Raw genomic sequence first — 19663 nt, forward strand, 5'->3', positions numbered from 1 at the left:
TAACTCTTGGCAGAGAGAAGTGATTCACGTCGGACGGCTGGCATTGGTATGAAGAATTTGGACGCGTTGCTCAACCCTGCCATTCCGCGGATCCTGATTTTGGGCGGGACCGGGCGGGTCGGCGGGTTGTTGCGGCGGGCATGGGGCGGTCGCGGAGGGCACGCGGGGCTGCGTCCGGTCTGGCAGGGGCGCCGGGCGGAAGACGGGGTGGATGCCGTGTTCGACCCGCTGGAAAACCCCGAGGCGCTGAAGGCGGCGGTTCTGGCCTGCGACGCGGTGTTGAACCTTGCAGGCACGCCGCACGGGTCGGCGCAAGAGATGCTTCAGCACCGGCTTCTGGCCGAGGCCGCACGCGATGCCTGCGCTGGAGAGCGGCCGCTGATTGTGGCATCTTCGGCGGCGGTTTACGGAGCGACCGAGGGGCTTTTGAGCGAAGACCTGCCGCTTGCCCCGGTCTCGGCCTACGGTCTCGCCAAACAGGATATGGAAGCAGCCGTGGCGGGCATTCCCCGGTGTGTCGCGGTGCGGATCGGCAATATTGCGGGGGCTGATGCGTTGCTTGGGCAGGCGCCACCTCCCACGGGATACCGGCTTCATGTTCTGAACCACGGCGAGACCCTTCGGCGTAGCTATATCGGCCCGCAGGCGCTGGCCTTTGCGCTTGCACGCCTTGCGCGGCTTATGGTCTTTGGCGTTGAGGTTCCGCCGATCCTCAATATCGCTTTGCCCGGGGCCGTGTCGATGGCTGGACTGCTCGAGGCGGCGGGGTTCTCCTGGGCGGACGCACCTGCGCCGAGCGGGGCGATTGCGACGGTTGAACTGGATGTTTCGCTGGCTATCAGGGTTGGTCTCGTGCCAGAAGCCCCGGCAACGCCGGAAAAGGTGGTCGAGGACTGGTCGAGTGTGGTGGGGGCGATCCAATGACGTGGCAAAAGCGGTTATTCGACATCGGGCTAGGGCTGGTGTTACTGCCGATTCTCGGGACGTTGATCCTTGTCGTCCTCGTGACGCTGGTCTTCACCGAAGGCCGCCCTTATTTCTATTGTGCCGAACGGATGAAAACCCCGACCCAGCCGTTCCGCCTTTGGAAGTTCCGCACTATGACGGTTGTTGAAGGGGATGCAGGCGTTTCAGGCGGAAACAAGTCTGCACGCGTCACCCGTATTGGCCGCATACTGCGCAAGACACGCGGGGATGAGCTGCCACAACTGTGGAACATCTTCAAAGGCGACCTGAGCTTCGTTGGCCCGCGCCCGCCCTTGCGTGAATATGTCGAGCGCTTCCCTGAGGTGTATCGCGAGGTGCTGAAATCGCGTCCGGGGGTGACGGGGATCGCCTCGCTTTACTATCACCCCAAGGAAGAGCGCCTTTTGTCCCGATGCGACACTCCGGTCGAAACCGACCGTGTCTATTGCGAGGTCTGCATCCCTGCAAAAGCCAGGCTGGACCTGATCTATCAGCATAAACAGTCAGTCTGTTTTGACTTTATGATCGTCATGAAGACGATCAAACGCGTTCTTGCCCGGAAAAAGAGAAAATCCAGCTAGGTTTTGATGCTTGGGAAGAAATCGGGTAATGAGTAGTATCTTTCTGGAGTGATAATGATTCTGTTGTTGCGATGCACACATCGGAATCCGGGCACGGACATATGATTTTTCGGCATTTTACAAGGCTACGCAGGCCGCAGAAGCAGGCGATCATGCTTGCGGCTGACGCCGTTCTGGTGCCGGTATCCTTTATCCTTGCGCTGACGCTTCAATACTCCCGCGTGCAGGTCGAGGCCGCGCAGACCTATGCTGCGATGATCGGCTTTCTGATCCCGGTGTGTGTGGCGATTCAATTTGCGCTCGGGCTTCATCGGGTCCGCCTGAAAGATTATCGCGGCGACGAGGCGATGCGCACGATCTGGCTGGCTGTCATGCTCGGCGCGGTGTCCGCCGCAATTTCGGTCTGGGCGGGATCGCGCTTGCCCGAGAGCTTCCATATCCTGTTCGCGATCCTGTTCGGGCTTGGCTATTTTTCGATGCGACAAGCGGCGCTGGTTTAGCTCCGGAGCCTCTACCGCCGGTCGAAAATCGTGCGCCGGATCGCGATCTACGGAACCGGAAGCGTTGCGATGGCCCTGGCGCGCGAGTTGCGCGACATCAACGATATGATGGTTTACGCCTTTCTGGACGACAATCTCCACATGGAAGGCATGGTGCTGAACGGCATTCCGGTTTACGCTGGCGTGCGGGCGGGCAAGTTGCGCGAACACTTCAATATCAACACGGTCATTCTGGCGCTTCCCGACGCCTCTGAGGAGCGTCGCACGCTGATTGCGACGCGTCTGGGGCGAATGGGGATCGAGGTGCAGAATATCTCGGCCTTTGCGGAATTTTCGAGCGGCAAGCGCCTTCTGGAAGCCATGACCCCCACCGCGCCGACAGCGCTGCTGGCGCGCGAGGCGCTGCACGAGACCCTTGAGGGAGGGCGCTCCGTCTATTGCGGCCAGAATATTCTGGTGTCGGGCGCAGGTGGCTCTATCGGGGTCGAGCTGTGCCGCCAGATCATGCAGTGCAGCCCTGCAAAGCTGGTGCTTTACGAGATTTCCGAAATCGCGCTTTACCACGCCGAGAACGAGATGCGGGTGCTGGCCGAGCAGACAGGCGCGGTGATCGTGCCGGTGCTTGGCTCGATTGCCGATGAGACGCAGGTGCGGGCGGTTCTGGAAAGCCACAAGATCGACGTCGTGTTCCATGCCGCCGCCTATAAGCACGTCCCCATCGTCGAGGCGAATGCGCGCGTCGGTGTCGCGAATAACAGTCTTGGCACTGCGGTTCTGGCCAAAGCGGCGGCGCGGGCAAAGGTTTCGCGCTTTGTGCTGGTGTCCTCGGATAAGGCGGTGCGGCCGGGCAACCTGATGGGCGCCTCCAAGCGCGTGGCGGAACTGGTGGTGCAGGATCTGGCGGCGCGCTTTGGCGATACGGTTTTCTCGATCGTGCGCTTCGGGAATGTTCTTGGCTCGTCGGGGTCGGTGATCCCCAAGTTTCAGGACCAGATCGAGCGTGGCGGCCCCGTGACGCTGACGAACGAGCGGGTGACGCGCTATTTCATGACCATCCCCGAGGCGGCACGGCTTGTGCTGGAAGCCGGCGCCTTTGATGAAAGCGGGACGCTTTATGTGCTTGATATGGGCAAGCCGATGCGCATTGCCGATCTGGCGCGCAAGATGATCGAGGCGGCGGGCTACACCGTGCGCGATGCGAATAACCCCGAGGGCGACATCGAGATCGTGACGACGGGTTTGCGCCCTGGCGAAAAACTGCACGAAGAGCTGTTTATCCAGAAGAACGCCGAACGCACCAGCCATCCGAAGATCATGAAAATCCGCGAGGCGCATCTGTCCGAGCTGGAAACTGCCGCGGTCCTGCGCAGCCTTCGGGACGCGATCGACGGCGGTGATGACGAGGCGGTGATTGCGGCCGTCGTGCGCGCTGTTCAGGAATACGCGCCGCAAAGCCTGCCCGATAATGCGCCGCAAATGCGGGCCGTGCAGCAGCGTGATGCGCGTGTTGCCTTGCCTCCCGCCGAGTAATTACGCCGCAAACGGATCGTCGGGGTAGCCGACGCCCGTCAGATACAGCCCTTGCGGTGGGCAGACCGGCCCGCAGGCAGCACGATTGGCGGCCTCCAGCGCGATTTTCACATCCTCGGGCGCCCATGCACCAGCGCCGACGCGCTCCAGCGTGCCGACGATCGAGCGCACCTGATTATGCAGGAAAGACCGCGCCCGCAGGCGGAACCGGAATTCGCGCGCATCCGCGTGGGTGATCTCTTCGATGGTAATCTCGTCCAGCGTCTTGACCGGTGAGGCCGCCTGACAGATCGACGAGCGGAAGGTTGTAAAGTCGTGGTGGCCGATCAGGTGCTGCGCGCCCTCGCGCATGGCCTCGGCGTCCAGCAGGTTTTGCACGCGCCAGACCAGCCCTTTCTCAAGCGTCATCGGCGCGCGGCGCTGCACAAGCCGGAACAGATAGCGCCGCTCGTTTGCTGAAAACCGCGCGTGCCAGTCATCGGCCACGCGCGCGCAGGCCAAAATCGCCACGGGCGCGGGTTTCAGGTGAAAGTTCAACGCTTCGGACAGGCGGAAAGGGTCCCAGTCTTTCTCCAGATCGGCATGGGCAACCTGTCCGGTCGCATGGACGCCCGCATCGGTTCGGCCCGCTGCGGCAATAGTATGCGCGCGCGGTTCAAGGCGCGCCAGCGCGGCCTCGATCGCGCCCTGAACCGAAGCCTGCTCGGCCTGACGTTGCCAGCCCGCAAACGGGGCGCCGTTATACTCGATCTTGAATGCATATCTGGGCATAGGACCGCCATATCCCGAAGGGGCGTTCCCACGCAATCCCCTCACAGGGAAACGCGCGCGCCTGTTCCCCCTTCAATCGGGCGGGCGGATGCTTATGTTCAGTGATGGAAAACAGAAAGGTTCTGGCGTGGGATTGTCCGATATTGCCGATAGCATCGGCCGGAAGGTCGAAGAGGCAGGGGCCGCCGTGTCCGAGGCGATGTTCGAGCCGGTGATCCGGCTTGGTGTGACGGGCTTGTCGCGCTCGGGCAAGACGGTGTTTATCACCTCGCTGGTCGCGAACCTGCTGGATCGGGGGCGGATGCCCGCGCTGGCGCATGGGGGCGAGATCACGGCGGTTTTCCTCCAGCCCCAGCCCGACGATACCGTGCCGCGCTTCGACTATGAAAACCACTTGGCTGCGATGACCGGACCCGCGCCGCACTGGCCCGAAGGGACGCGCGCGATTTCCGAACTGCGTCTGTCGTTTCGGGTGCAGCCGCGCGGGATGCTGGGGGCGCTGCGTGGCCCGCGCACGGTGCATCTGGATATTGTCGATTACCCCGGTGAATGGCTTTTGGACCTTGGCCTGATGGAGCAAAGCTTTGCCCAGTGGTCCGAAGGCGCGCTGTCACGGCTGGCGGCCAGGCCGGGCGGAGAGGCGTATCTGGCGCTTCTGGCACAGACCGACACGGCGGCCAAACTGGACGAGGTTCAGGCGAGCAAGCTGTCGGCGGCGTTCGCGGCGCATCTGCATCAGGCGCGCGAGGCGGGCTATTCCGACTGCACGCCGGGTCGGTTCCTGCTGCCCGGCGAGATGGAAGGCTCTCCCGCGCTGACATTCGCCCCCCTGCCTGCGGGCGAGGCTCCGCGCGGCTCGCTTGCGCGTGAGTTTGAACGACGGTTCGAGGCTTATAAGGCGAAGGTCGTCAAACCCTTCTTTCGGGATCATTTTGCCCGCATCGACCGCCAGATCGTGCTGGCGGATGTTCTGGGCGCAATCCACGCAGGGCCAGCCGCGCTAGAGGATCTGCGCCGGACCATGGCGCAGGTCTTGCACGCCTTCCGACCCGGTCGGGCAGGTTGGCTGAGCGCGCTTCTGGGCGGTGCGCGGGTTGAGAAAATCCTGTTTGCAGCGACCAAGGCGGACCATCTGCACCATTCGCAACATGCGCGGCTGACCGCGATCACAGGGGCGCTGCTGCGCGAGGCGAAGGACCGCGCCGATTTCGCGGGGGCCGAGACCTTGGCGCTGTCGATTGCGGCGCTGCGCACGACGACCGAAGAGAGCATTTCAAAGGACGGCGCGGCGTTGGATGCCGTGCGAGGGCGCCTGCTGGATGGGCGTTCGGTCGCGCTTTATCCCGGCGATCTGCCTGCCGATCCGGCGCAGCTTTTGGCGCCTGCGCGCAAAGGGGCCGAGCGCTGGCTGGAAGGGGATTACGCGATCATGTCCTTCGCGCCTGCGCCGGTTGCGCTGCGCCCTGGCGAGGGGCCGCCGCATATCCGGCTTGATCGCGCCGCCGAATTTCTGATTGGGGACAAACTATGAAAGAGCCGGTTCTGATTGAGTTGGATACCGCCCCTGCGTCCCCTGCCGAGGCCGCGCCGATCGACATGCCGAATGATCTGCCCGAGGGCCGCGCGATGCAGATCGCCACACGGTTGGGCGCGCGTCCGGCCTCGCGGTTGATGCGGTTTTTCTGGCAGGCTGGTGGGGCGCTGGTCGGGTTTCTGGCTTCGGTTGCGCTGTGGCGGTTTGTGGACGGGCTGTTCGCGACGCATCCTTTGCTTGGCTGGGCCGGGGCGGCTCTGATCGGGCTGTTCGTGCTGGCGGCGCTGATGCTGGCGCTGCGTGAAATCACGGGGTTTGCGCGGCTCCGGCGTCTGGACAGGGTGCATCGCGAGGTGCGTGATATTCGCGAAAGCGACGATCTGGCCCGTGCCCGCAAGGCGGTTGCGCAGGTGTCCGCGCTTTACGCGGGGCGGCGCGAGATGGACTGGTCCCGTCGCCGTCTGGCCGAACAAAGCGGTGAGGTTCTGGATGCCTCGACGCTGTTGACCCTGACCGAACGCGAGCTGATGGCGCCGCTTGATGCCGCCGCGCGGCTGGAGATCGAGGCGGCCTCGCGCACGGTGGCGACGGTGACGGCGCTGGTGCCGCTGGCGCTGGCCGATGTGGTGACGGCGCTGACGGCGAACCTGCGCATGATCCGCCGCATTGCCGAGATTTATGGCGGCCGTTCGGGGAGCCTTGGGAGCCTTCGCCTCGCGCGGTCGGTTATGACCCATGTGGTTGCGACGGGGGCGGTTGCGGCAGGGGACGACCTGATCGAAACCCTGACCGGCGGGCACCTGATGTCCAAAATCTCGCGCCGCTTTGGCGAGGGCGTAATCAACGGCGCGCTGACCGCGCGGGTCGGCGTGGCGGCGCTTGAGGTTTGCCGCCCGATGCCGTTTCACGCGCTGGAAAAGCCGAAGGTCAAGAACCTGATCGGGCGCTCTTTGGTAGGGGTGTTCGACCGGAAACCGGCGGATTAACGAAGCGTCGGGATGCTGCCTGCGGGCTGGCCCATATCGGCCACGCCCATGCGCAGGCTTTGCCCGATGCGGTGCACGAGCGCCGACCATCCCGCCGCCTGCATCGGGTCGTTCAGCGTTTGGCGCAGAGTGTCGTCAAACAGACCCAGCCAGATCGGGAAATGCTCGGGGGTGACGTTGCCCGCCACGCGGTGCGCCATCATCGGCGAGCCTTCATAGCCGGGCTGATGCAGGATCGCGCCTTTCCAGAAGCGCGCGATCTTGGCCTCATGCGCGGGCCAGTCGGTGACGTGGACCGCAAAGATCGGGCCGAGCATGTGATGCGTGCGCACGCGGGCGTAGAAGGCGGCAACAACGCGCTCGATCTCGGCGTCGCTGATGTTGAAACGGGGGGGTAAACTCGTCATGGGCGCACTCCTTTGCCGCCTAGTTAGGGGGCGGGGACGTAGGCGGCAAGGGACAGAATGCCTCAGCCGTCACCGAAGAGATCGGATTGTGAGGCGGGTTTCGGTGCCTCAAGCCCCAGATGTCGCCAGGCGCGTTGCCCCAGCATCCGCCCGCGCGGCGTGCGGCTGATAAGACCCTGCTGCAAGAGGTAAGGCTCGATCACCTCTTCGATGGCATCGCGGCTTTCGGACAGCGCGGCGGACAGGGTTTCCACGCCCACCGGCCCCCCGCCGTAATGTTCGGCCATCAGCATCATGTAGCGCCGGTCCGCGCCATCAAGGCCAAGGTTGTCGACGCCAAGCCGCGTCAGCGCGCTGTCGGCAATCGCGCGGGTCAGGCGGCCATCCCCTTCGACAAGGGCAAAATCGACAACCCGCCGCAGCAGGCGGCCCGCAATGCGCGGCGTGCCGCGCGCACGTTTCGCAATCTCGCGCGTGCCTGCGGGTTCGGAGGGAATGCCCAGAAGGCGTGCGCCACGGCTGACGATCAGGTCCAGCTCGTCCTCGGTATAAAACTGGAGCCGCGTCGGAATGCCGAACCGGTCGCGAAGCGGCGTGGTCAGCAGGCCAAGCCGCGTGGTCGCGCCGACAAGCGTGAAGGGTTGCAGCTCGATCCGGACGGTGCGCGCGGCTGGTCCCTCGCCGATCACGAGGTCCAGCTCGAAATCCTCCATCGCGGGGTAGAGCACCTCTTCGACCGCCGGGTTCATGCGGTGAATCTCGTCGATGAACAGCACGTCGTTGCGTTCGAGATTGGTCAGGATCGCCGCCAGATCACCGGCTTTCGCCAGCACCGGCCCCGAGGTCATCTTGAAGTTCACGCCCAATTCGCGCGCCATGATCTGCGCCAGCGTGGTTTTGCCAAGTCCGGGCGGGCCGTGAAACAGCGTGTGATCCATCGCCTGACCGCGCATCTTGGCGCTTTCGATAAAGACGCGCAGGTTGGCGCGGGCCTCGGCCTGTCCGACGAATTCTTCCAGCGCCTGCGGGCGCAGGGCACGGTCTGCATCATCGGGCAGACGGTCGGGGCGGAGGGTCGGATCAGGGTCGGTCATCATGGGCGACTGTTGCGCTTATTTCCGGCAGAGGCAAGGCGCGGGATCACTCCTTGGGCGCCAGAAGACGCAGCGCCGTGCGGATGAGTTTCGCAGTGTCGCTGGCGTCCGGATCCTCGGAGGCGCGGGCGACCGCGGCTGCAGCGTCCGAGGGGCTGTAACCAAGGTTGGTCAGCGCGGACAGCGCCTCGGCGGTGAAGTTGGTTTTCGGGGCAGGCATGGCGGTGCGGGGTTTGGCGGATTTCGGGGTAGGCTCGTCCTCAAGCACCGGCATTGCGTCGACCGTCAGATCCGCGCCAAGGGCCATCACGGTGGGAGCCTTGTCCTTCAGCTCCAGCACAACACGCTGTGCGAGTTTCGGGCCAACGCCGGGGGCGGATTTGACCGCCGACCAGTCGCCCAGTGCGATAGCGCGGCCCAGACCATCCGGCCCAAGTGTTCCCAGAATAGCCAGCGCCGCCTTCGCCCCAATGCCTTGCACCGAAATCAGCAGGCGGTGCCATTCCTTTTCCAGTAGCGTCGGAAAGCCGAAAAGTTGCAGCAGGTCTTCGCGCACCAGAAGCTCGGTATAAAGCGCGCACGCCTCGCCCACGGGGGGCAGGCTGCGGGCGGTGCGGTCCGAGATATGCACGATGTAGCCCACGCCGCGCACGTCGATCAGCACATGGTCCATTGCGCGGTGGAGGATAGTGCCAGCAATCCGTCCGATCATGCGCGCGCCCTCCGGATGCGTGTTTCACCTGACAGGGCTGCGCGCGACAATTGCGCGGCGCCCATCCGGTGCGCGGTTTGCAGGTGGAAGGCGTGGCAGATTGCTACGGCCAGCGCGTCTGCGGCGTCTGGCCCCTCGAACTGCGTGCCGGGCAGTTGATGGCGGACCATATGCTGCACCTGAACTTTATCGGCGTGGCCAACCCCGACCACCGCCTTTTTCACGGCGTTCGGCGCGTATTCCCCGATCTCGAGGCCCGCCTGCGCTGGCGCCAGCAGGGCGATCCCGCGCGCTTGGCCCAGTTTCAGCGTGGCGACGGCGTCTTTGTTGACAAAGGTCTGCTCGACCGCGGCGGTTTCGGGGGCGTATTCGGCGATCACGGCGCAAAGCCCCTGATGCAGGCTGAGCAGCCGCTTGGCAAGGTCATCGCCTTCGGAATGAAGGATGCCATTGGCGATATGGCGCATCCGCGACCCTTCGACCTCGATCACGCCCCAACCAAGGTTGCGCAACCCCGGATCAATCCCGATCACCCGCATTCTCTGCCAGCCTTTGTTCTGTCTTTTGCTCAGAATTAGCACGAAAGGTGAACATTGCCTAGGGGTAAAGGGGGCGCAAAATTGAAACGGGCCGCAGCGATCCGCCACGGCCCGGTTTAACCTGTTACAAAGTCACTCAAAAAATCATTCGGCGGATCGCACCGGCGATGTCACGGGTGATCGGGTCTGTTTTCAGAACCCATGCGGCAGCCATCTGAACCGAGCCACCCTCGGCCAAAGTTGCAACCTTGTCCTCGTAAGCTTCGGTGCCAATCTGGGCGAGCACACCTGCTTTCAACAGCAACGCGCCGCACAGGATCATCGCTGAGGCGCGCAGAGGAAAGCTCCGGCGCTGTTTTGCGCGCACCGAGTCGAAATAGGCGCGCCCGAGGGTGCCCGATGCCTCGAAGGCACCCCCCGCCTGATGGATCTGTTCGATCCGGTGAAGGCGGGTTTCAAATTCCCGAAGGTTGCGATCAGTCATCTCAGTGTCCACCTGTTTGGCTCACTTCTGGCGTATATCCTATAGTATAGCCGTTGCTGATCTTTTGCTCGGGTTATTTAGGCTTAATTCGGGCGGATTATTCCTTGTGCATCACCAATGTCGTCCAGTCGCCGTGTTCGTTGCGAGACAGAAGACAAAAGCCGGAAGCCGTGTATCTTTCGATCACATCATCGGCCTGTTCATGCAGGATTCCCGACAGAATGATGTGGCCTGATTCGGTGCAATTTTGCGCCATATCCGGGGCAAGCGTCATCAGCGGCCCTTTCAGGATATTCGCGAAAATCAGGTCGTAGGGGGCGACCGCTTTCAGATGCGGGTGTTCAAAGCCCGCAGCCTCGATGCAGATAACACGATCCTTCAGGCCGTTCTGTTCGGTGTTCGCGCGGGCGGTCTCGACCGCGATCGGGTCGATGTCGGAGGCCATCACGGATTCGGGCCAGAGCTTTGCCGCCGCCATCGCCAGAACGGCGGTGCCGCAGCCGATGTCTGCTACGTTGGTTGCCCGCAGCCCGCCCTTTTCCAGATCGTCCAGCGCTTTCAGGCAGCCAAGCGTCGTGCCGTGATGCCCCGTGCCAAAGGCCATCGCTGCGTCGATCTTCAGGGCAATCGCGCCCTCTGGCACCTTGTCGGCATCGTGGCTGCCGTAGACGAAGAAGCGGCCCGCTTCGACGGGGGCAAGCTCACGCCGGACATGGGCGACCCAATCGGTCTCGGGAAGTTCCGACACCGCAAAGGGCTGCGCACCGTGAACCGCCGCCAGCAGGTCAAGCACGATGCCATCGGGCTTTTCGGTGAAATAGGAGCCAACCTCCCACCGTTCGGAACCGTCCTCGATCTCGAAAACGCCGACGCCATAGGCGGGCGGATCAAGGTCTTCGAGGCGCTCTGCCAGCGCCTCGGCCTGATCGCGGTCGGGCAGGGTGGTGAAGGCGGTGAAGGTGGTGGGCATGGCGGTTCCTTTCGTTACCGTCGCTTTCGCCCGTTCCGCCCCTCAGGTCAAGCTTTCAGGCCGATCGGGCAGCTGACACCGGTGCCGCCGATGCCGCAATAGCCCTCTGGATTCTTGGCGAGGTATTGCTGGTGGTAGTCCTCGGCAAAGTAGAAAACGGGGGCATCCAGAACCTCGGTCGTAACCGCGCCATAGCCCGCTGCCGCCAGACGTTCGGCGTAGCGCGCGCGGCTTTCCTTGGCGGCGGTCTTTTGCGCCTCGGTCGTGGTGTAGATGCCCGAGCGATACTGCGTGCCCTGATCGTTGCCTTGGCGCATCCCCTGCGTCGGGTCGTGGTTTTCCCAGAATGTGCGCAAGAGCGTGTCGTAGCTGATTTTCGCGGGATCAAAGACCACGCGGACAACCTCGTTATGGCCGGTCATGCCGGTGCAGACCTCTTTATAGGTCGGGTTGGGGGTAAGGCCGCCCGCATAGCCGACCATCGTCAGCCAGACGCCGTCCAGTTGCCAGAAAATCCGCTCCACGCCCCAGAAGCAGCCCATACCGAAAATCGCCTCTTCCATGCCTTCGGGAACGGGGCCACGCAGATTGCGGTGCCACAGGAAATGCGGCTCGGTCAGGGGCATCGGTTCGGCGCGGCCTGCAAGGGCTTCGGCGGCGTTGGGAAGCTGGGTCGGTCTGGCGGTCATTGGGGCTCTCCTTTGGAGACAAATCTAGAAGCCTGCGCGCCGAATTCCAGAGGCTATCGCGAGGAGAGCACGGTCTCGTGCCCTTTCGACGGGTGGCGCGGGATCAGAAAGGCCAGCCCCATCGAACAGAGCGCTAACCCCGCCGCCAAGGCAAAAACCAGAGGCGGCGACTGCACCCAAAGGTAGCCCAGAAGCGCGGGCAGGAAAACGGCGGCGATATGGTTGATGGTGAACGCTACCGCTGCGGTGGGCGCGATGTCCTGCGGATCGGCGATCTTCTGGAAATAGGTCCGCATCGCAAAGGCCAGCGCGAAAAAGATGTGATCGACCACATACAGCGCCGCCGCCAGCCAGACCGGCCAGTCGAACCAGTAAAGCCCGCCATAAAGCACGAAAATCACCACCAGCCCGGCATATTCGAAGATCAGCGCGCGGCGCTCGCCAAAGCGCCCGACGAGTTTTCCCATCTTTGGGGCCAGCGCCATATTGGCGAGGAAGTTGATCAGGAACAGCCCCGTGACCTCGTGGACCTGAAAGCCGAATTTCTCGACCATCATAAAGGCCGCGAACACCACAAAGATTTGCCGACGGGCACCGGCTACCATTTGCAGCGCGTAATACAGCCAGTAGCGCCGCCGCAGGACAAAGGTCTTCAACTGCGGCTCGCGGGCCTGAAACTGCGGGTAAAGCAGCGCGGCCAGAACGGCGATGACAAAGGTCGCCCCGCCCGAAACTGCGTAGACAAAGCCGTAGCTCAGATCGAAAGCCTTCCACGTTACGACCAGTGCACCATAGGCCAGAAGTGATGCAGCAGAGCCCACGGCAACAACGCGCCCCAAGGTCTCGGGGGCGCGCTCGCGGTCAATCCATTGCAGTTGCAGCGACTGGTTGACCGTTTCGAAATAGTGGAACCCGATTGAGGAGAGCATCGTCACCACAAGGATGCCGCCAAAGCCGGGGAAAAGCGCCGTGACCGCGGTCGATGCCCCCAGAAGCATCAGCGCCAAAAGTGCCAGCCATTGTTCGCGCAAGAGCCACAGCACGACGATCACGCCGATTGCCAGAAACCCCGGCACTTCGCGCAGGCTGTGCAGCCAGCCGATCTCGCGGCCGGTGAAGCCCGCGATCTCGATGACGAAGTTGTTTAGCAGCGCCGACCATGTGGCAAAGGCGATCGGCATCGCCGCCGCCATCACATAGAGCAAAACGTCCGGTTGCTGCCAGCGCGGCAGGGCGTGGGCTTCGTCAAGCGAAATGGTGCGCGTCAGGTTCATGTTTCGCGGATACGCCTTGCGTTCGGGCCATGCAAGCGGCTGATGCAAATCAAGGGCGACATATTCCGAAAACGGCATATACTGGGCTGGTATGCGGCGCAGGGAGAGGTGTCATGGATATTGTCGGGATTGTCGAGGCCATTGGCGAGGGGCCGACGGCTGCCCTGTTCGGGCTGGTGACCGGCATCATCTTTGGCATCGCGGCGCAGCGGTCGAATTTCTGCCTTCGCGCCGCAACGGTCGAATTTGCGCGGGGTAAGCTTGGCGGCAAGGTCGCGGTCTGGCTTTTGACCTTTTCGACGGCCGTGGTCTGGGTGCAGGGCGCGCAGTTGCTTGGCCTGTTTCGCGGGATCGACAGCCGGATCATGTCGGTGCCCGGTTCGTGGTCGGGGGCGATTATCGGCGGGCTGATATTCGGCGCGGGCATGGTGATGGCGCGGGGGTGCTCGGGGCGGCTGTTGGTGCTGGCCTCGACAGGCAACCTGCGGTCGGTCGTATCGGGGCTGATTTTCGCCGTGACCGCGCAGATGAGCCTCAAGGGTATTCTGGCGCCATACCGTGACCAGTTGGCGGGGCTTTGGGTCACGCCGGGCGGCGAGAACGTGTCGCTTTTGACCGCGTTGCGCCTGCCGGACTGGTCGGGGCTGGCGTTGGGCGTCGCGGTGGCGGCGCTTGCGTTATATCTGTCGCTGAAAAACCGGATCGGGCCGAAGATCCTGATCTTCGCCTCGGGGGTGGGGTTTGCGGTGGCGGTCGGTTGGGTGCTGACGTGGTCATTGGCGCAGGTGGCATTTGATCCGGTGCCGGTGACTTCGGCGACCTTCTCGGGGCCGTCCGCGAATACGCTGATGTTCTTCCTCGACCGCAACGCGGTGCTGGAGTTCGACGTGGGGTTGGTGCCGGGCGTCGTAGTGGGGGCGTTCCTGTCGTCGCTGTTTGCGCGTGAATTTGCGTGGCAGGGGTTCGACAGCGTGCCGGTGATGCGCCGCTCGATGATCGGGGCGGTGCTGATGGGGTTTGGTGCCATGCTGGCGGGGGGCTGTGCTATCGGCAACGGTGTGACGGGCGGCTCGGTCTTTGCGGCAACCGCGTGGCTGGCGCTGTTTTGCATGTGGGTGGGCGCGGTGCTGACCGATTTCCTGCTCGATCAGCGTAGCCTGTCACCCGAGGCCGCCTGCTAAAGGAAGCTCTGCGGGTCGATGTCGATCTGAAGGCGCACCTGATTGGGCAGTTTGACCTGCCGGACCCATGCTTTCAGCGCGCGTTGTAGCGGCGCGGATTTGTCCGCCTTGACCAGTAGCCGCACGCGGTGGCGCCCGCGAACCCGCGCAATTGGCGCAGGGGCGGGGCCGAAAACCTGCGCGCCGATCTGCTGCAAGGGGCCAGTGCGGCGGGCCAGATCGTTGCCGATTTCAAAGAGCGGTTGCACCTCGGGGCCGGACAGGATGATCCCCGCCATCCGGCCGTAGGGAGGCACGCCCTGCGCTTCGCGTTGCGCGGCCTCGGCGCGCCAGAAGGCCTCTTCGTCGCCGCCCAGAATCGCGCGGATTACGGGATGCTCGGGCTGATAGGTCTGCAACAGCGCGACGCCCGGTTTCTCGGCGCGGCCCGCGCGGCCCGCGACTTGACGCATCAGTTGAAAGGTGCGTTCCGCCGCGCGCAGGTCCGAGCCTTGCAGCCCGAGATCCGCGTCGATCACGCCGACAAGGGTCAACTTGGGGAAGTTGTGCCCCTTTGCGACAATCTGGGTGCCGATGATGATGTCCGCGCCGCCCTGCGCGATAGTCTCGATCGCGTCTTTGAGCGCACGCGCCGTGGTGAACAGATCCGAGGACAACACCGCCACGCGGGCATCGGGGAAGCGTTCGGCCACCTCTTCGGCAAGGCGTTCGACGCCCGGCCCGACGGGGGCAAGGCGGCCCTCGACATTGCAGCTTGGGCAGGCGGTGGGAATGGGTTTCGTTTCGCCGCACTGGTGGCAGACGAGGCGTTTGAGGAATCTGTGTTCCACCATCCGCGCATCGCAATGATCGCAGCCGATCTGATGCCCGCAGGCGCGGCAGATCGTGACGGGGGCATAGCCGCGGCGATTGAGGAACAGCATCGCCTGTTCGCCCTTGCTGATCCGGTCCAGCACCGCGCCGACAAGCGAGGGGGAGATCCAGTGGACGTTTTCGATCCGCTCGTCGCGCATGTCGATAGCGCGCATGTCGGGCAATTGCGAGGCGCCGAACCGCGCGGCCAGATCGACGCGCTTATACTTGCCCGTTTCCGCGTTCACCCAGCTTTCAAGTGACGGGGTTGCCGATGCCAGCACGACCTGCGCATCGGCATAAGAGGCACGCAGAACAGCCATGTCGCGGGCGGAATAAAGCGCGCCTTCCTCTTGTTTATAGGAGGTGTCGTGTTCCTCATCGACGACGATCAGCCCAAGGTCGCGAAATGGCAGGAACAGCGCCGAGCGCGCGCCGACGACAAGCTGCACCTCGCCAAGGGCGGCCATTTTCCACAGCCTGCGGCGTTCGGACTGGGTCGCGCCCGAGTGCCATTCGCCGGGCCGCGCGCCAAAACGCTCTTCGACGCGGGCCAGAAACTCGCTGGTCAGCGCGATCTCGGGCAAAAGAACCAGCGCCTGTCGGCCGCGTTTCAGGCATTCGGCAACGGCCTCAAGGTAAACCTCGGTTTTGCCTGAGCCGGTGACGCCTTTCAGAAGCACGGTGCCAAACCGCCCGCCGCTTTCGCGGAGCGCCGCCGCCGCCTGCGCCTGATCGTCAGAGAGCGCTTTGCCTGCGCGGAGCGGATCAAGGCGGGGATAGGGGGCGTCGCGCGGCACTTCGGCCTCGATCAGCGCGCCCGCTTTTGCCAGCCCTTTGACGACCTGAGTGGTCACGCCCGCCGCCTGCGCCAGTTCGCCAAGGTAGAACCCCGCGCCGCCATGATCGCGCAGCACCTCCAGCACGCGTTCGCGCGCATCGGTCATGCGGTCAGGCAGCGTCTCGCCAAGGCGGAACACCTTGCGCGCACCCGGTGCATCGAACAGCCCCGGCGTGCGGGTTGCCAAACGCAGCATCGCGGGTAGCGACGTCATCGTATACTCGCCCATGCGGATCAGAAAAGCGCGCAGTTCCTCGCTCATCGGCGGCACATCAAGGACGCGATAGACAGACCGCAGGCGCGCGGCCTCGAACCGGCCATCGCCCGCGCCCCAGACGACGCCCATCACCTTGCGCGGCCCCAAGGGCACCTCGACAAAGGCGCCCAGAAAACACCCGCCTTCGGGCGCCAGATAGTCCAAAGGCCGCCCGATTGGCTCGGCGGTCAGAACCGAGAGGCGGGCGCCTTCGTCAAACCAGCTTTGCGCGCTCATGCGGCCCCCGTTTCCGGCTCTGGGCAATTGTGTAACCTGCGCTCTTTCCCGCGCCCGCCTTTTGCGCTATCACCCGCGCGAAATCTGGCTTGGAGACCTCCCATGAAATTCTTCGTCGATACCGCCGATGTTGCCGCGATCAAGGAACTGAACGATCTTGGCATGGTCGATGGCGTGACCACCAACCCGTCGCTGATCCTGAAATCGGGCCGCGACATCATCGAAGTGACCAAAGAGATCTGCGACATGGTCGAAGGCCCGGTCTCGGCCGAGGTCGTGGCGACCGACGCCAAGGAAATGATCGCAGAAGGTCTGAAGCTGGCCAAGATCGCCTCCAATATCGCGATCAAGGTTCCGCTGACCTGGGATGGCCTGACCGCATGTAAGGCTTTCGCATCCGAAGGCCACATGGTCAACGTCACTCTGTGTTTCTCGGCCGCTCAGGCGATCCTTGCGGCCAAAGCTGGCGCGAGCTTCATCTCGCCCTTCATCGGCCGTCTGGACGACATCAACCTTGATGGTATGCAGCTGATCGAGGACATCCGCACCATCTATGACAACTACGCCTTCGAGACGGAAATCCTTGCCGCCTCGATCCGCAACGTGAACCACATCACCGATGCGGCCCGTATTGGCGCCGACGTGATCACCGCGCCGCCCGCCGTTATCAAGGCGATGGCGAACCATGTGCTGACCGACAAGGGTCTCGACCAGTTCCTGAAGGACTGGGCCAAGACCGGCCAAAAGATCGTCTGATCCGAGACAGGCCCGCCACACTGGCGGGCCTTTTTCGTTACGGTGCAAATCAGGGCTGCTTTTCGCGCGAAATTATGGCAGGTTGGCCAAAACCAAGCCGTAAGAACAGGCGAACACAGGCATGAGCGAAACAGCACTCGCAGATCAACTGCGCGAAAAGATCATTTCCGACCCGGACGTTATTCTGGAAGACCGCGATCTGATGCGGGCCTTGATCGTTGCGAATGAACGCGCGATGGGGTCGAATATCATCGACCTGCGCGGCGTGGCGATGGAGCGACTTGAGGCGCGGCTCGACCGTCTTGAGGATACGCATCGGTCGGTCATTGCGGCGGCTTATGAGAATCTGGCGGGCACCAATCAGGTGCATCGTGCGATTTTGCGGATGCTCGATCCGTTTGATTTCGAGAATTTCCTGAAAAACCTCGGCTCCGAGGTTTCCGAGATCCTGCGCGTCGATCAGGTGCGTCTGGTGCTTGAAAGCTTGCACTCCGAGCACGACCCTGCGCTGCGTCATCTGGGCGAGGTTCTGTGCGTGGCCGAGCCGGGCTTCATCAACGAATATATGCGCGCGGGTCGCAGCGGGTCTCCGCGCCCCGTCGTGCTGCGCCAGACCGTGCCGCAATCCGAGGCGATTTATGGCGAGGCGGCGGGCTGGGTCCGCTCCGAGGCGTTGATGCGGCTCGATCTGGGCGAGGGACGCCTGCCGGGGCTTCTGGTCATGGGGGCGGAAGACCCGCATCAGTTCAAGCCCTCGCAGGGCACCGACCTTCTGTCCTTCTTTGCAGGCGTGTTCGAACGCACGATGCGCCGCTGGCTTAGCTGATGACCGGCTGGTCGGCCGGGGCAGGGGATGCGCTTGCCAGATGGCTTGATCACCTCAAGGCGCTGGATGGGGCGTCGGCGCATACGCTTAAGGCCTATCAGGCGGATGTTTCAGGGTTTCTGGGTTTTTTGCACAGTCACCACGGCGAAGGGCTGGGGGTGGCGCGGCTGTCGCAGGTCTCGCAATCCGATATGCGCTCGTGGATGGCGCATGAGCGCGGGCGGGGGCTGTCGTCGCGCTCGCTGGCGCGGGCGTTGTCGTCGGTCAAGGGGTTCATGCGCTGGCTGGCGGATCGCGAGAGGTTCGACCCGAGCCATGTCCTTGCGGCGCGCGCGCCCAAGTTCCAGCGCAAGCTGCCCCGCCCACTGGCCGAAGATGCCGCGCAGAAGATGATCGAACAGGTCGACTTGCAAGCGATGGAGCCGTGGATCGCCGCGCGTGATGGCGCCGTCGTGACGCTGCTGTATGGCTGCGGGTTGCGGATTTCCGAAGCCTTGGGGCTGACCGGCGCAAGCTATCCGCTGCCCGAAGTGCTGCGTATCCGTGGCAAGGGTGACAAAGAGCGGATCGTGCCCGTTCTGCCCGCCGCGCGCGATGCGGTGGCCGAGTATGTGCGCCTGTGTCCCTATACGCTCGAAGAAGGCGCGGCCCTGTTTCGGGGTGCCCGTGGCGGCCCGCTGAACCCGCGCCTGATTGCCAAGGCGATGGAGCGCGCGCGTATGGCGCTTGGCTTGCCCGCTTCGGCCACGCCCCATGCAATGCGTCACTCGTTCGCGACGCATCTTCTGGCGGCTGGCGGCGACCTGCGCGCCATTCAGGAGCTTCTGGGCCATGCCAGCCTGTCGACCACGCAAATCTATACGGCGGTCGATAGCGCGCGTCTGATGGAAGTCTATCAAGCGGCCCATCCGCGCGCGTGATCCGGTTGCGCCGCTACGCTCTTTGAGGCATCAGGGGGCATGGATATTCGTGTTAAAGCCCTCTCAGTGCACCTGCTCACCGCAACCGGAGCGGTCCTGTCGATGCTGGCCCTTCTGGCGGCGGTCGAAGAAAAATGGAGCCTGATGTTCCTCTGGCTGGTGGTCGCGCTGTTCGTGGATGGCGTAGATGGCCCGCTTGCGCGGCGCTATGATGTGAAAACGAATTTCCCGATCTATGACGGCGTCCTGATGGACCTGATCGTCGATTACCTGACCTATGTTTTCATCCCCGCCTATGCGCTGTTCAAATCGGGTCTGCTGCCCGGCTGGACGGGATGGCTCGCGATTATCGCGATTACCTATGCGAGCGTGATCTACTTCTCGGATACGCGCATGAAAACGAAGGATAATTCCTTCTCCGGATTTCCTGCGTGCTGGAACATGGTGGTGCTGGTCCTGTTCGCGCTGGAGCCGGGTTACTGGGTTATTCTGGCGGTGGTTCTGGCGCTTTCGGTCGCGATGTTCCTGCCGTTGAAATTCATCCATCCGACGCGGACGATGCGCTGGCGCTGGCTGTCTCTGCCGATGGCGCTGGCCTGGACGGTTTTTGCCGGATGGGCCGCGTGGGTCGATTTTCACCCCGAAAGCTGGGCGCATTGGGGGCTGGTTGTGACCTCGGTCTATTTGCTGGCTGTCGGGATCGTGCAGCAGGCGACACCTTGGGGTGAGGCGCGCTAGGGGTTCGGGGTTGTAAACG

The 19663-nt window shown here is 63.5% G+C and carries 21 protein-coding genes; 11 read left to right on the forward strand and 10 right to left on the reverse strand.

Annotated elements, in window-relative coordinates; all coding sequences use genetic code 11:
- Positions 1-48: 48 nt before the first annotated feature.
- The 4 genes from RYZ20_RS07555 to RYZ20_RS07570 all read left to right on the forward strand — a co-directional run bounded on the left by RYZ20_RS07555 (position 49) and on the right by RYZ20_RS07570 (position 3577).
- Complete coding sequence (locus RYZ20_RS07555) at positions 49-924, forward strand: NAD-dependent epimerase/dehydratase family protein (RefSeq protein ID WP_317672032.1); 876 nt, start codon at positions 49-51, stop codon at positions 922-924.
- Positions 921-1547 (forward strand): sugar transferase, encoded by a 627-nt coding sequence (locus RYZ20_RS07560; protein ID WP_317672034.1) that lies wholly within the window; start codon positions 921-923, stop codon positions 1545-1547. The genes RYZ20_RS07555 and RYZ20_RS07560 overlap by 4 nt, the downstream gene beginning before the upstream one ends.
- Before the next feature lie 152 nt (positions 1548-1699).
- Positions 1700-2047, forward strand: coding sequence for a hypothetical protein (locus tag RYZ20_RS07565; protein WP_317672036.1), 348 nt, complete (start codon positions 1700-1702; stop codon positions 2045-2047).
- 69 nt (positions 2048-2116) lie between these two features.
- Positions 2117-3577 (forward strand): polysaccharide biosynthesis protein, encoded by a 1461-nt coding sequence (locus RYZ20_RS07570; RefSeq protein WP_317672038.1) that lies wholly within the window; start codon positions 2117-2119, stop codon positions 3575-3577.
- On the opposite strand, the gene truA is transcribed toward RYZ20_RS07570, so the two are convergent.
- Entirely contained in the window at positions 3578-4348 is a 771-nt protein-coding gene (gene truA, locus RYZ20_RS07575; RefSeq protein ID WP_317672040.1) for a tRNA pseudouridine(38-40) synthase TruA, read from the reverse strand. It lies immediately after the preceding gene.
- A gap of 88 nt (positions 4349-4436) precedes the next feature.
- Between truA and RYZ20_RS07580 the strand changes: the two genes are divergently transcribed.
- Together RYZ20_RS07580 and RYZ20_RS07585 are read left to right on the forward strand one after the other, a co-directional pair.
- The gene (locus RYZ20_RS07580) at positions 4437-5879 is read left to right on the forward strand and encodes a YcjX family GTP-binding protein (protein WP_411572338.1); all 1443 of its coding nucleotides are present in this window, start codon (positions 4437-4439) and stop codon (positions 5877-5879) included.
- Entirely contained in the window at positions 5876-6868 is a 993-nt protein-coding gene (locus RYZ20_RS07585; protein WP_317672042.1) for a YcjF family protein, read from the forward strand. The genes RYZ20_RS07580 and RYZ20_RS07585 overlap by 4 nt, the downstream gene beginning before the upstream one ends.
- On the opposite strand, the gene RYZ20_RS07590 is transcribed toward RYZ20_RS07585, so the two are convergent.
- The 8 genes from RYZ20_RS07590 to RYZ20_RS07625 form a co-directional block, all read right to left on the reverse strand.
- Positions 6865-7275 carry a group III truncated hemoglobin gene (locus tag RYZ20_RS07590; RefSeq protein WP_317672044.1) on the reverse strand — a complete coding sequence of 137 codons (411 nt, stop codon included), beginning with the start codon at positions 7273-7275 and terminating at the stop codon, positions 6865-6867. The two genes, RYZ20_RS07585 and RYZ20_RS07590, sit on opposite strands and share 4 nt — an antisense overlap.
- 62 nt (positions 7276-7337) lie before the next feature.
- Complete coding sequence (gene ruvB, locus RYZ20_RS07595) at positions 7338-8369, reverse strand: Holliday junction branch migration DNA helicase RuvB (RefSeq protein ID WP_317672204.1); 1032 nt, start codon at positions 8367-8369, stop codon at positions 7338-7340.
- 46 nt (positions 8370-8415) lie between these two features.
- Positions 8416-9081: a Holliday junction branch migration protein RuvA gene (gene ruvA, locus RYZ20_RS07600; protein WP_317672046.1), complete on the reverse strand. Its 666-nt coding sequence runs from the start codon at positions 9079-9081 to the stop codon at positions 8416-8418.
- Positions 9078-9620 carry a crossover junction endodeoxyribonuclease RuvC gene (gene ruvC, locus RYZ20_RS07605; RefSeq protein WP_317672048.1) on the reverse strand — a complete coding sequence of 181 codons (543 nt, stop codon included), beginning with the start codon at positions 9618-9620 and terminating at the stop codon, positions 9078-9080. Before ruvC ends, ruvA begins: the two co-directional genes overlap by 4 nt.
- 136 nt (positions 9621-9756) lie before the next feature.
- Entirely contained in the window at positions 9757-10104 is a 348-nt protein-coding gene (locus RYZ20_RS07610) for a hypothetical protein (protein WP_317672050.1), read from the reverse strand.
- A 97-nt stretch (positions 10105-10201) separates the two neighbouring features.
- A complete protein-coding gene (locus RYZ20_RS07615; protein WP_317672052.1) occupies positions 10202-11074 on the reverse strand; it encodes a 50S ribosomal protein L11 methyltransferase in 873 nt (290 codons plus the stop codon).
- Between the two features lie 47 nt (positions 11075-11121).
- The gene (gene msrA, locus RYZ20_RS07620; protein WP_317672054.1) at positions 11122-11763 is read right to left on the reverse strand and encodes a peptide-methionine (S)-S-oxide reductase MsrA; all 642 of its coding nucleotides are present in this window, start codon (positions 11761-11763) and stop codon (positions 11122-11124) included.
- Between the two features lie 53 nt (positions 11764-11816).
- A complete protein-coding gene (locus tag RYZ20_RS07625; protein ID WP_317672056.1) occupies positions 11817-13037 on the reverse strand; it encodes an MFS transporter in 1221 nt (406 codons plus the stop codon).
- A gap of 113 nt (positions 13038-13150) precedes the next feature.
- Between RYZ20_RS07625 and RYZ20_RS07630 the strand changes: the two genes are divergently transcribed.
- Positions 13151-14218 carry a YeeE/YedE family protein gene (locus RYZ20_RS07630; RefSeq protein ID WP_317672058.1) on the forward strand — a complete coding sequence of 356 codons (1068 nt, stop codon included), beginning with the start codon at positions 13151-13153 and terminating at the stop codon, positions 14216-14218.
- Here the strand turns inward: RYZ20_RS07630 and RYZ20_RS07635 are convergent.
- On the reverse strand, positions 14215-16404 hold the full coding sequence (locus tag RYZ20_RS07635) for a primosomal protein N' (protein ID WP_317672060.1): 2190 nt from the start codon (positions 16402-16404) through the stop codon (positions 14215-14217). The two genes, RYZ20_RS07630 and RYZ20_RS07635, sit on opposite strands and share 4 nt — an antisense overlap.
- Positions 16405-16506: 102 nt before the next feature.
- On the opposite strand from RYZ20_RS07635, the gene fsa reads away from it, so the two are divergent.
- The 4 genes from fsa to RYZ20_RS07655 all read left to right on the forward strand — a co-directional run bounded on the left by fsa (position 16507) and on the right by RYZ20_RS07655 (position 19644).
- Positions 16507-17160, forward strand: a complete 654-nt coding sequence (gene fsa, locus RYZ20_RS07640) for a fructose-6-phosphate aldolase (protein ID WP_317672062.1) — start codon at positions 16507-16509, stop codon at positions 17158-17160.
- Positions 17161-17281: 121 nt separating this feature from the next.
- Positions 17282-17986 carry a DUF484 family protein gene (locus RYZ20_RS07645; protein WP_317672064.1) on the forward strand — a complete coding sequence of 235 codons (705 nt, stop codon included), beginning with the start codon at positions 17282-17284 and terminating at the stop codon, positions 17984-17986.
- On the forward strand, positions 17986-18906 hold the full coding sequence (locus tag RYZ20_RS07650) for a tyrosine recombinase XerC (protein WP_317672066.1): 921 nt from the start codon (positions 17986-17988) through the stop codon (positions 18904-18906). Before RYZ20_RS07645 ends, RYZ20_RS07650 begins: the two co-directional genes overlap by 1 nt.
- Before the next feature lie 39 nt (positions 18907-18945).
- Positions 18946-19644: a CDP-alcohol phosphatidyltransferase family protein gene (locus RYZ20_RS07655; protein ID WP_317672069.1), complete on the forward strand. Its 699-nt coding sequence runs from the start codon at positions 18946-18948 to the stop codon at positions 19642-19644.
- Positions 19645-19663 lie beyond the last annotated feature (19 nt).

It is taken from the genome of Pseudothioclava alba, assembly GCF_033100795.1.
Lineage (GTDB): Bacteria > Pseudomonadota > Alphaproteobacteria > Rhodobacterales > Rhodobacteraceae > Pseudothioclava.

Bases quoted from the DNA above. Each gene is read 5' to 3' on its own strand.
- truA (WP_317672040.1), bottom strand. From the start codon at position 4,348: ATGCCCAGATATGCATTCAAGATCGAGTATAACGGCGCCCCGTTTGCG.
- RYZ20_RS07615 (WP_317672052.1), bottom strand. From the start codon at position 11,074: ATGCCCACCACCTTCACCGCCTTCACCACCCTGCCCGACCGCGATCAG.
- RYZ20_RS07590 (WP_317672044.1), bottom strand. From the start codon at position 7,275: ATGACGAGTTTACCCCCCCGTTTCAACATCAGCGACGCCGAGATCGAG.
- RYZ20_RS07655 (WP_317672069.1), top strand. From the start codon at position 18,946: ATGGATATTCGTGTTAAAGCCCTCTCAGTGCACCTGCTCACCGCAACC.
- RYZ20_RS07650 (WP_317672066.1), top strand. From the start codon at position 17,986: ATGACCGGCTGGTCGGCCGGGGCAGGGGATGCGCTTGCCAGATGGCTT.
- RYZ20_RS07580 (WP_411572338.1), top strand. From the start codon at position 4,437: ATGCTTATGTTCAGTGATGGAAAACAGAAAGGTTCTGGCGTGGGATTG.
- ruvB (WP_317672204.1), bottom strand. From the start codon at position 8,369: ATGACCGACCCTGATCCGACCCTCCGCCCCGACCGTCTGCCCGATGAT.
- RYZ20_RS07555 (WP_317672032.1), top strand. From the start codon at position 49: ATGAAGAATTTGGACGCGTTGCTCAACCCTGCCATTCCGCGGATCCTG.
- RYZ20_RS07635 (WP_317672060.1), bottom strand. From the start codon at position 16,404: ATGAGCGCGCAAAGCTGGTTTGACGAAGGCGCCCGCCTCTCGGTTCTG.
- RYZ20_RS07565 (WP_317672036.1), top strand. From the start codon at position 1,700: ATGCTTGCGGCTGACGCCGTTCTGGTGCCGGTATCCTTTATCCTTGCG.
- RYZ20_RS07560 (WP_317672034.1), top strand. From the start codon at position 921: ATGACGTGGCAAAAGCGGTTATTCGACATCGGGCTAGGGCTGGTGTTA.
- RYZ20_RS07610 (WP_317672050.1), bottom strand. From the start codon at position 10,104: ATGACTGATCGCAACCTTCGGGAATTTGAAACCCGCCTTCACCGGATC.
- ruvA (WP_317672046.1), bottom strand. From the start codon at position 9,081: ATGATCGGACGGATTGCTGGCACTATCCTCCACCGCGCAATGGACCAT.
- RYZ20_RS07570 (WP_317672038.1), top strand. From the start codon at position 2,117: ATGGCCCTGGCGCGCGAGTTGCGCGACATCAACGATATGATGGTTTAC.
- msrA (WP_317672054.1), bottom strand. From the start codon at position 11,763: ATGACCGCCAGACCGACCCAGCTTCCCAACGCCGCCGAAGCCCTTGCA.
- RYZ20_RS07630 (WP_317672058.1), top strand. From the start codon at position 13,151: ATGGATATTGTCGGGATTGTCGAGGCCATTGGCGAGGGGCCGACGGCT.
- RYZ20_RS07625 (WP_317672056.1), bottom strand. From the start codon at position 13,037: ATGAACCTGACGCGCACCATTTCGCTTGACGAAGCCCACGCCCTGCCG.
- ruvC (WP_317672048.1), bottom strand. From the start codon at position 9,620: ATGCGGGTGATCGGGATTGATCCGGGGTTGCGCAACCTTGGTTGGGGC.
- fsa (WP_317672062.1), top strand. From the start codon at position 16,507: ATGAAATTCTTCGTCGATACCGCCGATGTTGCCGCGATCAAGGAACTG.
- RYZ20_RS07585 (WP_317672042.1), top strand. From the start codon at position 5,876: ATGAAAGAGCCGGTTCTGATTGAGTTGGATACCGCCCCTGCGTCCCCT.
- RYZ20_RS07645 (WP_317672064.1), top strand. From the start codon at position 17,282: ATGAGCGAAACAGCACTCGCAGATCAACTGCGCGAAAAGATCATTTCC.